12 protein-coding genes and 1 pseudogene are annotated in these 13564 nt (G+C 60.8%); 12 read left to right on the top strand and 1 reads right to left on the bottom strand.

The window, feature by feature from the left end; genetic code table 11:
- Nucleotides 1-116 precede the first annotated feature (116 nt).
- The 12 genes and pseudogenes from F1381_RS00920 (at nt 117) to F1381_RS00865 (ending at nt 11198) form a co-directional block, all read left to right on the top strand.
- Nucleotides 117-449 (top strand): extracellular solute-binding protein, encoded by a 333-nt coding sequence (locus F1381_RS00920; protein ID WP_187355128.1) that lies wholly within the window; start codon nt 117-119, stop codon nt 447-449.
- Nucleotides 450-453: 4 nt separating this feature from the next.
- Nucleotides 454-753: a type 2 periplasmic-binding domain-containing protein gene (locus F1381_RS00915; RefSeq protein ID WP_151732949.1), complete on the top strand. Its 300-nt coding sequence runs from the start codon at nt 454-456 to the stop codon at nt 751-753.
- 42 nt (nt 754-795) lie between these two features.
- A complete protein-coding gene (locus F1381_RS00910) occupies nt 796-2370 on the top strand; it encodes a glycoside hydrolase family 43 protein (protein WP_151732948.1) in 1575 nt (524 codons plus the stop codon).
- A gap of 119 nt (nt 2371-2489) precedes the next feature.
- Nucleotides 2490-2636 (top strand): lmo0937 family membrane protein, encoded by a 147-nt coding sequence (locus tag F1381_RS00905; protein WP_151732947.1) that lies wholly within the window; start codon nt 2490-2492, stop codon nt 2634-2636.
- A 160-nt stretch (nt 2637-2796) separates the two neighbouring features.
- Nucleotides 2797-4254 (top strand): aminotransferase-like domain-containing protein, encoded by a 1458-nt coding sequence (locus F1381_RS00900; RefSeq protein ID WP_151733305.1) that lies wholly within the window; start codon nt 2797-2799, stop codon nt 4252-4254.
- Between the two features lie 16 nt (nt 4255-4270).
- Nucleotides 4271-5170: pseudogene (locus F1381_RS00895) on the top strand (D-alanine--D-alanine ligase); the annotation flags it as partial.
- Between the two features lie 253 nt (nt 5171-5423).
- Nucleotides 5424-6608 (top strand): aminotransferase class I/II-fold pyridoxal phosphate-dependent enzyme, encoded by a 1185-nt coding sequence (locus F1381_RS00890; protein ID WP_151732946.1) that lies wholly within the window; start codon nt 5424-5426, stop codon nt 6606-6608.
- A 152-nt stretch (nt 6609-6760) separates the two neighbouring features.
- Nucleotides 6761-7822 (top strand): nicotinate-nucleotide--dimethylbenzimidazole phosphoribosyltransferase, encoded by a 1062-nt coding sequence (cobT, locus tag F1381_RS00885; protein WP_151732945.1) that lies wholly within the window; start codon nt 6761-6763, stop codon nt 7820-7822.
- Nucleotides 7819-8364 carry a bifunctional adenosylcobinamide kinase/adenosylcobinamide-phosphate guanylyltransferase gene (gene cobU, locus F1381_RS00880; protein WP_151732944.1) on the top strand — a complete coding sequence of 182 codons (546 nt, stop codon included), beginning with the start codon at nt 7819-7821 and terminating at the stop codon, nt 8362-8364. The genes cobT and cobU overlap by 4 nt, the downstream gene beginning before the upstream one ends.
- Complete coding sequence (gene cobS, locus F1381_RS00875; RefSeq protein WP_151732943.1) at nt 8361-9173, top strand: adenosylcobinamide-GDP ribazoletransferase; 813 nt, start codon at nt 8361-8363, stop codon at nt 9171-9173. The genes cobU and cobS overlap by 4 nt, the downstream gene beginning before the upstream one ends.
- Before the next feature lie 70 nt (nt 9174-9243).
- The gene (locus F1381_RS00870; RefSeq protein WP_246187858.1) at nt 9244-10869 is read left to right on the top strand and encodes a cobyric acid synthase; all 1626 of its coding nucleotides are present in this window, start codon (nt 9244-9246) and stop codon (nt 10867-10869) included.
- 2 nt (nt 10870-10871) lie between these two features.
- A complete protein-coding gene (locus F1381_RS00865; protein WP_151732942.1) occupies nt 10872-11198 on the top strand; it encodes a YnfA family protein in 327 nt (108 codons plus the stop codon).
- A gap of 386 nt (nt 11199-11584) precedes the next feature.
- Here F1381_RS00865 and F1381_RS00860 read toward each other — a convergent pair whose 3' ends face one another.
- Nucleotides 11585-13273 (bottom strand): methyl-accepting chemotaxis protein, encoded by a 1689-nt coding sequence (locus tag F1381_RS00860; protein ID WP_151732941.1) that lies wholly within the window; start codon nt 13271-13273, stop codon nt 11585-11587.
- Between the last annotated feature and the right edge of the window lie 291 nt (nt 13274-13564).

Raw genomic sequence — 13564 nt, 5'->3', positions numbered from 1 at the left:
GGAAATAACGGCGCGAACAACAGTGCGGATGGCGGGGGAACGATGCGGCGGCGAACAGCGGCACGGCTAAAGCCGCAAGCGGTGAGAAGGCCAAAATCAGCTTCTGGGCGGCGGCCGTGACGACGGAGCGCAACGCCTTTTTCGAGGGAATTGTCAAGCAGTTCGAGCAGGAGAATCCGGATATCGACGTGGATTATCTCGGCGTTCCCGGGGACCTCGCAGCCTATGAACAGAAGGTCAACGTAGCCATCCCCGCCGACCAGGCGCCGGACATCACGCACGACTTCAAATCCGATCTGCTGGCCCGAGGCGTGCTGGAGCCGCTCGACACCTATTATGAGCAGTGGGCGGACAAAGATCTGATCAACCCGGAGCTGATTGCCAGTAACCGCAAGCTGGATGCCAAAGAAGGAAAGTTGTATGCGTTGCCATACAGCTCTCAGACGTGAAACTGTGGGTCCGTCCGGACTGGTTCAAGGAAGCCGGGCTGAATCTGCCGGGGAAATTCCGGCGAACAAGGACGCGGCGGACGATGAATGGGTGCAGAGCGTACCTTATATGAAATCGGCCTCCGATCTGCTGAACAGCGGGGAAACGAAGTTCTCCGATGTGCCGTATTATCTGCCCGGCTATGCCAATGTGCAGAAATCGGTGGAGCCGCTGATCCAGAAGGTCATGGCCAAACAGATGACTGCGCAGGAAAGGCTGGACAAATGGGCATCGCTGCTCGAGCAGGAGAAAGCGGCGCAATAACCCGGCGGGCGGAAGGCCGCCCGGCCTGAAAGGAGCTAATTAATGAAGACAACGAATGCGCCCTGGGTGTCCGACCTGGGGAATGGAAAGTACCGCAACCCGGTGCTGTACGCGGATTATTCCGACCCGGATGTGATCCGGGTCGGGGAGGACTACTACATGACGGCGTCGAGCTTCAATCACATGCCGGGCCTGCCGATCCTGCATTCCCGCGATCTGGTGAACTGGACGATTGTCAATCATGCCGTTGAACGGCTCGATCTGCCCGGATATGATGAGGTCCAGTTCGGCCGGGGCGTCTGGGCGCCCAGTCTGCGCCATCATGACGGCAAGTTCTGGATTTATTTCGGCACCCCGGACGAAGGCATCTTCATGGTCACGGCGGAAGATCCGCTCGGCAAGTGGTCTGCCCCCCATCTGGTCAAAGCGGCCAAAGGCTGGATCGACCCTTGCCCATTCTGGGATGAGGACGGGCGGGCGTATCTGGTTCACGCCTTTGCGCAGAGCCGCAGCGGCATCAAGCATATTCTGCATGTGAACGAGATGAGTGCCGACGGCCGGGAGCTTCTGGATGAGGGACGGCTGATTATTGACGGAACAACCGATCATCCGACCCTCGAAGGCCCGAAGATGTATAAGAGGGACGGCTGGTACTATATTCTTGCCCCGGCGGGCGGCGTACCGACCGGCTGGCAGGCCGCCTTCCGCTCCCGCAATATTTACGGTCCCTATGAGGACCAGATTGTACTGGTGCAGGGCGGCACCCCGGTGAACGGTCCCCATCAGGGCGGCTGGGTGGACACGCCGGGCGGGGAGCACTGGTTCCTGCATTTCCAGGACAAGGGTCCTTATGGCCGAATCGTCCATTTGCAGCCGGTAGAATGGCGGGACGGCTGGCCGGTGATGGGCCGGGCGGCGGCAGGAAGCCTGACCGGAGAACCGGTGGCGAAGTGGGATAAGCCGCAATCAGCGGAAGCGGCGGAGCCCGCTGTTCCGCAAACCTCGGACGATTTCAGGAACGGCCGGCCGGGGTTGCAGTGGCAGTGGCAGGCCAATCCGCAGGATGCCTGGCTTGCCGAAGGCGACCACGGTCATGGGCTGCGGCTCAACTGTGTGCCGGCGGGAACCAGGGATCAGCGGCTGTATGATGCGCCGCAGCTGCTGATGCAGAAATTCGCCGCACCGGCGTTCACTGCAGAGGTGGAGGTGACGCCGCAGTTCCGCTTTCAGTCCGAACGCGCCGGATTGGTGGTGCTGGGACATAAGGCTGTCTATTTAAGCCTGTTCCCGGGCAGGGAGGGCGGCCTGTGCCTGGGCCGGTTCGAAAGCCGGCCGGCCAGCTCCGGAGAGACGGAGGATACGCTTACGGACAGCGTTGTGGAACTGGCTGCTGAATCTGTCCGCCTGCGGCTTACAGTCGGCGAAGAGGCGGAATGCAGGCTGGCATACAGTGTTGACGGCGAGGCCTATACCGGGCTGGGTTCCTCTTTCCGGCTGAAGGAGCCCCAAAGCGCCTGGGTTGGGGCCAAGTTCGGCCTGTTCGCGGCGTCTATCGGCTCCGGAGAGGCAGCAGTGGACGCCGGCTATGCCCGGTTTGACTCTTTGACCGTCCGCTGACGTATCAGGGGGGAATCCGGTGCGGCATGAAACGCCGCCCTCTGCAGCGCATCGTTTGAAACCTCCTCCTAAAGGGTAAAATAGAGACAAATAGCCCTAGGGAGAAAGGCGGTACATTTATGCTGTGGGGATTAATCGGACTCATTGTTATCATCTGGCTGTTCGGCTTTATCTTTAACGTTGTCGGCAACTTGATCCATCTTCTGCTGTTAGTGGCCGCAGTCCTCTTCGTAGTCAACCTGTTCCGGGGACGTTCCCGGAGTTAGCGGTGCCGGAGAGTGGGCAGGGTGATGAAATAACAGCTTTTCAGGCGATACAAGCGGGCTTGCCCGCACAAGGAACCACACCCGGAAGAAAATCCCGGGGCTGTGGTTCTTTTTTTCGTGCGGTGACTATGCCATGATAGCTGTGGGGGCGGTGAAACGGATGTACAACGATTTCCAGCGGATTGCCGGAAGACCGGTATATATTCAGGTCAAAGATTATATGAAGCAGCTGATTGCGCGGGGCGCGCTGCAGAGCGACCAGAAGCTTCCCTCCACCCGTGAGCTCAGCGCACTGCTGCAGGTCAGCCGCAATTCGGTCATCTCGGCCTATGAGGGCCTTGAGGATGAAGGGTTTATCTACGCGGTTCAGGGGCAGGGGAACTATGTGTCACAAGCCGCTTTTCAGGATCATGCGGCTTCCCTCCGCTGGACCCTGGACTGGAAGGAGCGTCTGAACGATCAGGCGCTGCTGGCGGAAGAGCTGGACATAATGAAGCACGGTATCCGCGCCGGTAAGGGGACGATTTCGTTTACGAGCATTGCCCCGGATGAGAGCCTGTTCGATCTCGGAGCGGTCCGCAAAGCTTTTCTCGAGCGGATGGCCGTCGAAGGCAACGTGCTGCTGAACTATGGATACGCCAAGGGCTATAAACCCCTGATCGACTATTTAAAGCAATATATGGAGCATAAAGGCGTGGATCTGCGCGGCAAAGATATGCTGATCACGAACGGATTCACGGAAGGCTTCGACCTGGTCCTCTCGGCGCTCGGCAAGCGGCACGGCGCGGTGCTCTGTGAGAATCCGACCCACCATACGGCGCTCAAGAACCTGCGGCTGCATGGCTTTGAGATCCGCGGCGTGCCGATGGAGCGGGACGGCATTCATTTGGCGGAGCTGCAGAGCGCACTGGAAGACGGGCAATATGACTGCGCGTACTTTGTACCTTCCTACCATAATCCCACCGGGATCGTCATGTCGCCTGAAAAAAGACTGCAGCTGATGAAGCTCATGTCGGCCTATCAGGTGCCGGTAATCGAGGACGGCTTCAGCGAGGAGCTGCGGTATTCCGGCGGTCATGTTGCCCCGCTGATTGCCGCAGCCGGAAGCGGAAACGGCGTCGTCTATCTCGGCAGCTTCTCCAAGGTGCTGTTCCCCGGCCTGCGTGTAGGCTGGGTGCTGGCCGATAGCGAGCTGATCTATTATCTTGAGAGCGTGAAGCGGGCGCGCAGCATCCATACTTCGACGCTGGACCAATCTATTCTGTACCAGTACCTGCTGGGCGGCAATCTGGAGAAATATCTCAAGCGGGCACGGGCGGAATATAAACGCAAATATGAGCTGACGCTGGCCTGCTGCCAGGCCGAATTGCCTTACAAGGCCTTGTCGGGAGACGGCGGTCTGCACTTGTTCGTTACCTTTGCCGGGGGCTTTGATACCGGGAAGCTGCTGGAGGTGTGCCGGGAGCGGGGCGTTATTTTTACGGCGGGGGAGCGCTTTTTTACGGACGGAAGAGGTCAAAATACGCTGCGCCTGGGCTTCTCCCGGGTCAGCGACGAAGATATCCGCACAGGAATCGCCGTAATCGGCGCAGCTGCGCGGCAGCTAATGGGAGAATAAGAGGAGGATGGACATCATGAAAATAGGCGTAATTATGGGCGGAGTGTCATCGGAAGCGGAGGTTTCGCTGCATACCGGACAGGAGATGCTGAAGCATTTGGACCGCAGCAAATACGAGGCGGTTCCGGTGGTCATCAAGGAGCGGCAGGACCTGGCAGCAGGGGTTCAGGGCCTGGACTTCGCACTGCTGGCGCTGCACGGAGCCTATGGCGAGGACGGTACGGTGCAGGGAACCCTTGAGACACTGGGCGTCCCCTACTCCGGCAGCGGCGTGCTGGCGAGCAGCCTGTGCATGAATAAGCATCTCTCCAAGACCATTCTGCGCGCCGGCGGCGTGCCGACCCCAGACTGGATCTGCTGGGACAGCATGGACGAATATCATCCCGAAGCCGTCCGGCATCTGGGATACCCGGTGATGGTGAAGCCGAATTCCGGCGGCTCAAGTATCGGCATGACGAAGGTTTATGCGGACGGGGAGCTGCGGAGCGCGGTGGAGAAGGCTTTTGCCGAGGATGCTTCGGTGCTGATCGAACGCTTCACTGCGGGGGAAGAAATCACCTGCTCCATTGTGGGCGGGGAGCTGCTGCCGGTCATCGCGATTACACCGGTCACGGAAGGCTGGTTCGATTATGGGGCCAAATATGAGCGGGGCGGCGCGGATGAACGTATCGTACAGTTGGAGGGCGAGCTCAGGCATAAGGTGGAGACGGCGGCCATGGCTTGTTATAAGTTGCTGAAATGCTCCGTTTACGCGCGGATCGATATGCTGATTCAGGACGGGGTCCCTTATGTGCTGGAGGTCAACACGCTGCCGGGAATGACGGAGACCAGCCTGCTGCCGCAGAGCGCGCTCGCCGCCGGTTATACCTTCAGCGGATTGCTGGACCGTATCATCGCCGAATCGCTCAAGGAACGGGGCGGCTTGGAGGGGACGGGGAATCTGGAAGCGAGAACGGGCGGCTTGATGAGTGCGGGAAATGCGGCTCTGGAGGCGGAAGCGGGTGGCTTGAAGGGAGCGGGAGATGCGGCTCTGGAGGCGGAAGCGGACGGCTTAGAGGGTGCGGGAAAAGCGGCTCTGGAGGCGGAAGCGGGCGGCTTGAAGGGTGCAGGAGCTGCGGCTTTGGAGACGGTACCTGGCGGACCGTACCGCGAACGGCAGGTGAGCAGCCATGTCTAGGCGCGCCGATGCTGCCGTCCGGGAGAGGATTGCGCCCCGTGTCCGGGAGATTCAGCCCTCGGGCATCCGGGCCTTCTTCGATCTTGCTGCGGGTAACAACGAAATTATTTCACTCGGTGTGGGCGAGCCCGACTTCAGCACACCGGAGCAGGTACGGGCTGCCTGCATCCGTGCACTGGAGCGCGGGGAAACGATGTACACTCCGAATGCCGGGCTGCCGGAGCTGCGCGAGGAGATTGCCCGGTATCTGCAGGAGAGCTTCGGTCTTGCCTATCATCCCGCCGATGAGGTAATCGTCACGGTCGGCAGCAGCGAAGCCGTCGATCTGGCGCTCCGTGCCTTTACGGCACCGGGGGATGAGATTATTATCCCTTCGCCGAGCTATATTGCCTACTCGCCGATTGCCCACCTGAACGGCGGTACGCTGGTGGAGGTCCCCTCCGGGGCGGAGCAGGGCTTCAAGCTGACCGCCGGGGCGCTGAAGCAGGCCATTACGCCGCGCTCCAAGCTGCTGATGGTTAATTTCCCGAACAATCCGACGGGAGCGGTAATGACCTACGAGGATTGGGAGCCGATTGCGGAGCTCGTCCGGGAGCATAACCTTATTGTGCTGTCGGATGAGATCTACGCCGAGCTGACTTATGACCGCAAGCATGTCAGTATCGCCTCACTGCCGGGGATGAAGGAGCGGACGGTAGTCATCAGCGGCTTCTCCAAGGCGTTCGCCATGACCGGGTGGCGGGTCGGGTACGCCTGCGGCAATTATGAGCTGCTAGCCGCCATGCTGAAGATTCACCAGTACACGGCGATGTGCGCTCCGGTACTCGGGCAGATTGCCGCTATCGAATCGCTGCGCACCGCCCTGCCTGACAAGGACTGGATGAAGGAGAACTTCCGGCAGCGCCGGGCCATGTTCGTGACCGGCCTGCAGGCGATCGGCCTGTCCTGCCATCAGCCCGAAGGCGCCTTCTATGCCTTTCCTTCCATCGCGCATACGGGGCTCGGCTCGGAGCAGTTCGCCCTGCGGCTGCTGCGCGAGGCCGGAGTGGCCGCAGTTCCCGGCCATGTGTTCGGACCCGGCGGGGAAGGCCATATCCGCTGCTCTTACGCCGCCTCCCCGGCGAAGCTGAGCGAGGCGCTGGAGCGCATGGAACGTTTTGTGCTAAGAAAAATGTAATTGTAAGATCCAGGCGTATCCCCTATAATCCTTATGGAAGAAACAGGGGAATGGCGAACATGTGGATGGTCTTAGTCGTGCCCCTTCTGTGAAGGGGCTTATTTGCTTGGGGAATACATAGAGCTAATGGGCTGGGCCCGGGAGGAGAAACTATGGAAGCGTTACTGAAAGAATTGACCGGGAGCATTGTTCCCCCGGATGAAACGGCAATGCGGCGTGCGGAGCAGCGCCTGAATATACTGACGAAGCCGCCGGGGAGCCTCGGGCGGCTGGAAGCGCTGGCCGTCCGGCTGGCGGGCATATCGTCAACGGAGCAGCCTCTGTACGGCAAGCGGACGGTTGTAGTCATGGCCGCCGACCATGGGGTATGCAGCGAAGGCGTCAGTGCCTTTCCGCAGGAGGTGACGCTGCAGATGGCCTATAACTTCCTGGACGGCGGCGCCGCCGTCAATGTGCTGGCACGGCAGGCACAGGCGGAGGTGAAGCTGGTCGATATCGGCATCGCCGGCGATCTGAGCCATCCCGGCCTGATCGCGGCCAAAGTGCGCTACGGCACAGCCAACATGGCGGAAGGACCGGCGATGAGCCGGGAGGAAGCGCTGGAGGCCGTGCTGACCGGGGCGCGGATTGCCCGTGAAGCGGCAGCTGGCGGAACAGAGATCTTTATCACCGGCGAGATGGGCATCGGCAATACAACCGCCAGCGCTGCCGTGTTCTGCGCGCTGGAAGGCGTTCCGCCGCAGGCGGCCGTCGGCCGGGGAACCGGCATCGGCGACGAGAGGCTGCGCCATAAGACCGGGGTGGTGCAGCGGGCGCTGGACGTCAACGCCCCGGACCCGGCTGACCCGCTGGATGTGCTGTCCAAGGTGGGCGGCCTCGAAATCGCCGGCCTGGCCGGCCTGATTCTCGGCGCGGCGGCAGCGCGCGTCCCCGTCATTCTGGACGGCTTCATATCCGGCGCGGCGGCGCTGGTTGCCAAAGCGCTCGCGCCGCAGGCCAGCGGCTACATGATCGCTTCCCATGTTTCCGGCGAGCAGGGCCATAAGCTCATGCTGGAGCATCTGGGCCTGGAGGCGCTGCTCGATCTGGGCCTGCGGCTCGGCGAAGGCACCGGCGGGGCGCTGTGCCTGCACCTGGTGGAAGCGGCCGGCCGGATTATGCGGGAGATGGCGACATTTGAAAGCGCCGGCGTATCCGGAGCGGACAGCCTATGAGCATTCTGGTTACCGGGGGAGCGCGCAGCGGCAAGAGCGGCTTTGCCGAGCGGCTGACGCTGTCGCAGGCTGCTGAGGCCGTTTATGTGGCGACAGGACAGGCCTTTGATGAAGAAATGGCGGCGCGGATTGCCCTGCACCGGGAGCGGCGTGACGCGGACGGCGGGCGGTGGCAGACGCTGGAGGAGCCGTTTAACCTGCCGGAGCTGCTGGACAGGCTCTCCGGAGGCAAGGCGGTGCTGGTAGACTGCCTGACCCTCTGGCTGTCCAATGTGCTGCTGGCTGCTGAAGGCCGTGATGGCGCAGCGCATGCCGAAGCGGAGATCGCCAGGCTGGAGCGCAGCGTCGCTGCCTTCCGGGGCACGCTGGTGCTGGTTACGAATGAAGTAGGCGACGGCATCGTTCCGGAATATGCCCTGGGCCGCTTATACCGCGATTTGGCCGGGCGGATGAATACACGGCTCGCGGCTGTATGCGGGCAGGTCTTTCTGGTAACCGCCGGTATTCCGGTTGAGCTGAAGAGCAGGGAGTACAAGCTGTGAGCGCGCGAAGGGATGCCGCCGCCGCGTTTCAGTTCCTGTCCCGCTTCCCGGTGAAGGGGGGCGGCGACTTCTCCCGGGAGCTGCTGCAGCGCAGTGTGTCCTATTACCCGCTGGTTGGAGCAGCCATCGGGGCAAGCGCGGCGCTGTGCGCAGCAGCGGGCGGCTGGCTGCTGCCGGACTGGCCCGCTGCGGTGATTACGCTCATCGTCTGGGTGTACCTGACCGGCGGGCTGCACCTCGACGGCTGGATGGACAGTGCCGACGCCCTGTTCAGTTACCGCACGCGGGAGCGGATGCTGGAGATCATGAAGGACAGCCGCGTCGGGGCAATGGGCGTGCTGGCCTGCGTGCTGCTGCTGCTGCTCAAGGCGTCGCTGCTGTCAGCGATTATCGGCGGCGGCCGCCTAGCCGAGCTGCCGCTGCTCTTGCTGCCGCCGGTGTGGAGCCGCTGGTTCATGGTGCGGGCGATGGCCCGCTATCCACATGCCCGCGGCAATGAAGGGCTGGCGGCCGGCTTCGCCGGGCTGCCGCCCCGCCAGGAGCGGCGCACCCTGGTTTGCGCCGCGCTGCTCTCGCTGGCCGCCGCCGCCGCGCCGCTCGCGTTTGGCGCAAACAACGGCAGGTGGCCGCTGCTTCTCGCGGCCGCCTGCCTGGCGCCGCTGGCTGCATGGGCCTGCGGCACCGCAGCGGCGCGCCGGGTAAGCGCGCGGCTAGGCGGGCTCACCGGCGACATATACGGCGCGCTGAACGAAGGGCTGGAAGCGGCGCTGCTGCTGCTGCTTGTGCTGCTGCAGCACAATCTGCTGTAGCCGCCGCAGAGAATAACATATCCCTGCTTGGCCATCAGAACGGCAGCAGGAAGAGAGCGGGGAGAAGGAAATGTTGAAGGAGCAAGGCATGAAGGAAGCGCCGCCCCGCAGACCGGCGGCGGTGCTGATGCTGCAGGGAACGGCCTCCGATGTCGGCAAGAGCCTCGTCACCGCTGCCATCGGGCGGATCATGACGCGGGACGGCTACCGGGCGGCGCCGTTCAAGTCGCAGAATATGGCGCTCAATTCCTATGTCACCGCAGACGGCAAGGAGATCGGCCGTGCCCAGGGCATGCAGGCCGATGCCTTCGGAATTACGGCGACCACCGATATGAACCCGATTCTGCTGAAGCCATCCGGCGATATGAGTGCGCAGATCGTTGTCCACGGTGTGCCGCACACGGCGCTCAGCGCGCGGGAATACCGCGAGGAGTTTCTGCCGGAGGCCAAGGAGACGGTGCTGGCCGCCCTGGACCGGCTGCGCGCGGAATACGACACCGTGCTGATCGAAGGCGCAGGAAGCCCGGCGGAGATTAACCTGAAGTCGCGGGATATCGTAAATATGAACCTGGCGGGCTGGGCCGATGCGCCGGTGCTGCTGGTTGCGGACATCGACCGGGGCGGCGTGTTCGCGTTTCTGGTCGGCACCCTGGAGCTGCTGGAACCGCATGAGCGGGCCCGCGTCAAGGGATTCATTATCAATAAGTTCCGCGGCGATCTATCGCTGCTGCAGCCGGGGCTTGATTGGCTGGAGGAACGCACGGGCATCCCGGTACTGGGCGTGCTGCCTTATCTGCCGCAGCTGCGGATCGAGGCGGAGGATTCCGTCGTGCTCGACAGCCTGAGCGGCAAGCGGGATCAGGATGAGGATAAGGACCTGGACATCGCCGTCATCCGCTATCCCCGGATTTCCAATTTCACCGACTTCGATCCGCTGGAGGCGGAGCCGGATACCGCGGTGCGCTACGTGTCGACGGCTGCTGAGCTGGGAACGCCGGATGCCGTCATCCTGCCGGGAACGAAGAATACGGCCGCTGACCTGGCGTTTCTGCGCGAACAGGGCTTCCCTGAAGCGATTGCGCAGGCGCTGGCCCGCGGAACGCAGCAGCTGGTTGGCATCTGCGGCGGTTATCAGATGCTGGGTACAGAGCTGCTGGACCCGGACGGCGTGGAAAGCTCCGGTCCGGCGGAGAGCGCCGGACTCGGCTACCTGCCGCTGTCGACCACCTTCCTGCCGCAGAAGACCACCGTCCGTGCCCAAGGCGTACTGGCGGACGGGCATCCGCTGCGGCTAGGCGGCACCAGCGGCACCGGCGTTGCCGGCGGGCAGGCGGGGCAGCGGCAGGTCGGCGGCTATGAGATTCATATGGGAGCCACGGTGAACCGGGAGCCCGCTGCTCTGCGCAGCCTCTTCCTGCTGGAGGAGCCGGAGGGCGGCAGCCGGCCCGAAGGCTGGGGTACGCCGGACGGCAGCGTATGGGGCACCTACCTGCACGGCGTGTTTCATAATGATAGCCTGCGCCGGGCGTGGCTGGACGGATTACGCCAGGGCAAGGGCCTGGCGCCGTTATCGGCGAGCTTCTCAGCCGCTGCGCTGCGCGAGCGGGAATTTGACCGGCTGGCCGATGCAGTAAGCGCCAATTTGAATATGGGTGCCGTTTATGAAATCATGGGCTTGCCCCGGAAGGAAAGCTGAGCATGGCTGCTGCGGTGCTGCTGTTTATTGTGGCCGGGCTCGCCGAGATTGGCGGCGGCTATCTGGTCTGGCTCTGGCTGCGGGAAGGCCGCCCGCTCTGGTACGGGCTCGCCGGTGCAGTCGTTCTCATCGCCTACGGCGTGATCCCGACCCTGCAGAAGTTCCCTTCTTTCGGCCGGGTGTACGCCGCCTACGGCGGGGTCTTCATCGTGCTGGCCGTACTGTGGGGCTGGCTGGTGGACAAGAAGACGCCGGATCTGTACGACTGGATCGGCGCGGCGATTTGCGTAGTCGGCGTTTCCGTAATATTATGGGCGCCGCGGCATTAGGGGCCAGCATCTGATTATTGGTGAGGAATATCTGACAACACAACAAAACGGCGCCGGGATTTGTATTTCCCCGGCGCCGTTGTTGTGTGCTAGTCCCAGCAACAAATGGTACTGCGCTTAGTTGCATTATGTACAGCTAAATCTGCCTTTGAAAGTGGCTATGCATGAAATAGCTGCGTTTCATACAACTATAATCCGCTACTTCAGTCATTTCGGCGGTTGGCCTGGAGTATAGCTGCAGAGAATGCAGCTATACCGGATTATCAGTGTGTTGCGATAGAAATAAGTGTACAGAATGCAGTTAAGCCTGAACGAGTTGCAGGAACCATGCAGATTCACTGCAGATTCAGCGTATGTAAAGCCCGATCAGCCCAGCTCACCCGGACTTAAATCTTAAACTGGTTCATGGCTTCCTGCAGCCGGATGGCCTGCTCATGCAGATGCTCCACCGTCTGCGTATGTCCTTCCAGCTCCTCATCCTGCCGGGCCGAATTGCGGGCCAGCGTATCGGCGCTGGTCTGCGACTTCTCGGTAATCTGGGCCGTCTCCTCGACAGAGGCGCTGACCTCCTCGGTACCGGCGGAGATTTCCTGCGTGGCGGCCGACACGGACTGCACGCTGTGATTAATGCTCTGAATCAGGATCAGCAGGTGGCTGAAGGCATCGCCCGCTTCGCTGACCTTGCCGGCGCCCGAGACGATCTCCTGGTTGACATGGTTCATTTCGGAGACGGAACGGTTCATATCCTCCTGCAATCCAAGCAGAAACTCGCGGATCTGCTCGTTGGATTCCTTGGACTGTTCGGAGAGCTTGCGGACCTCGCCTGCGACGACGGCGAAGCCGCGGCCGTGCTCGCCTGCGCGGGCCGCTTCAATCGAAGCGTTCAGCGAGAGCATCTGGATCTGCTTCGTAATTTCAGTGATCCCTTGAACCACTTCGCCGATCATCAGAGAACGTTCATTCATCAAGCGGAATTGCTCCAGCGATTTGCCGGAAGCCAGCGCGACCTGCTGCATCTGCCGGGCGGCGGTTTGGGCAATTTCATTGCCGCTGCCCGCTTCGGCCGAAGCTTCGCTGATCTGCTCAGTAACTTCACCGGCAGCGGAAGCAATGTGCTGGATGCCGATGTTGATCTCTTCCATCGCCCGCGAATTTTCCAGCGCGCTGCTGGCAATTGTCGTGCTGCCCTTGCTGATCTCCTTCACAGACCGGGAGGACTGAGCGGCCATCTCACGCAGCACATCTACGCGCGTCTTCAAATCATTGGCGTCGGAGATGACACTATGGGAGGTACCCAGCACCTGCCCGATCATTTGCTTGAGCTGCTCGGCCATCCTGCCGAAGCTTGCAGAGAGCTGGCCGACCTCATCCTTGCTGCGAATCGTCAGCGTCTGCGTGAAATCCCCGGCTGCGAGCTTGTTGCTGTAGCTGATAAGCTGGGAGAGCGGACGGGTGATTCTGCGGCTCATCAGGATGGAGGCGCCAAGCCCGATCACCAGCGCCAGCAGGGTAATGCCTGCGGTGTTCCAGAGAATGCTGCTGATTTTATCCTTCACGAAACCGACGTCGGAGCTGACTCCGATCACCAGCGTGCTGCCGGAAACTCCGACATACGCCGTCTTATGTACACCGTGGCTGTCACTGTAGATATCACTGATGCCCGGCTTTCCCTTGGAGGCCTGCTCCATGGCGGAATTCACGGCGATAACTTCCCCCTGGGCCAGTTCGGAGGTCTGATCCGCTGCAACAACGGTGGCCTGGCCTTCCTTCAAATCAGCAAGGAAGATCGTCTCGGCCTTATGCTGGGTCAGCTTGTCTTTAAAATAAAACTTGAGGTTGGTAATCGCCTGCTCCCCCTTGCTCTGCGCCTGCCGGGCATGGGTAACATTCATATTCTTGTAAATATCCTGGGCCGAAGAAGTCAGGAGCTTGTCAATCTGAGGCATCACATACTGGTTGATCGTGCTCATCGAACTGTAATAGAAGCTGATGCCCAGCGCGAGTGAGGTAAACAGCAGAACAACAAATAATAGTATTGTAAATTTACGGCCGATTGAGTTTTTAAAGCCTAGCATAATGCTTCTCTCCTTTTCAGAAAACTATGTAAAAATTCTGTTAACGCAAACTAGTGATAACTATTTTATAAAATTAACCTCCGGTTGAATAGTGAAAAAAGGGTGATGTCAGCTAATTTTTTCTGAAAATTGCGAATAATTATCGAATTATTAATTCCTTTTACTGAAATAATACTTATTCTGTAATAAGTGTGACAAAAATTAGATTTGACATGCCCCATATTATCACTAAAATGTGATAGAGTGGCCAATACCGCGGTTCGTAACCATCCCGCGTAACCAAAACTAGGA

This window comes from Paenibacillus tengchongensis (assembly GCF_008973665.1).
In the GTDB taxonomy this organism is placed as follows: domain Bacteria; phylum Bacillota; class Bacilli; order Paenibacillales; family Paenibacillaceae; genus Paenibacillus_AQ; species Paenibacillus_AQ tengchongensis.
The sequence above is the reverse complement of the archived record's forward strand: the minus strand, read 5'-3'. Positions and strand labels throughout refer to the sequence as shown.

Bases quoted from the DNA above. Each gene is read 5' to 3' on its own strand.
- F1381_RS00910 (WP_151732948.1), top strand. From the start codon at position 796: ATGAAGACAACGAATGCGCCCTGGGTGTCCGACCTGGGGAATGGAAAG.
- F1381_RS00905 (WP_151732947.1), top strand. From the start codon at position 2,490: ATGCTGTGGGGATTAATCGGACTCATTGTTATCATCTGGCTGTTCGGC.
- F1381_RS00900 (WP_151733305.1), top strand. From the start codon at position 2,797: ATGTACAACGATTTCCAGCGGATTGCCGGAAGACCGGTATATATTCAG.
- F1381_RS00890 (WP_151732946.1), top strand. From the start codon at position 5,424: ATGTCTAGGCGCGCCGATGCTGCCGTCCGGGAGAGGATTGCGCCCCGT.
- cobT (WP_151732945.1), top strand. From the start codon at position 6,761: ATGGAAGCGTTACTGAAAGAATTGACCGGGAGCATTGTTCCCCCGGAT.
- cobU (WP_151732944.1), top strand. From the start codon at position 7,819: ATGAGCATTCTGGTTACCGGGGGAGCGCGCAGCGGCAAGAGCGGCTTT.
- F1381_RS00870 (WP_246187858.1), top strand. From the start codon at position 9,244: ATGTTGAAGGAGCAAGGCATGAAGGAAGCGCCGCCCCGCAGACCGGCG.
- F1381_RS00865 (WP_151732942.1), top strand. From the start codon at position 10,872: ATGGCTGCTGCGGTGCTGCTGTTTATTGTGGCCGGGCTCGCCGAGATT.
- F1381_RS00860 (WP_151732941.1), bottom strand. From the start codon at position 13,273: ATGCTAGGCTTTAAAAACTCAATCGGCCGTAAATTTACAATACTATTA.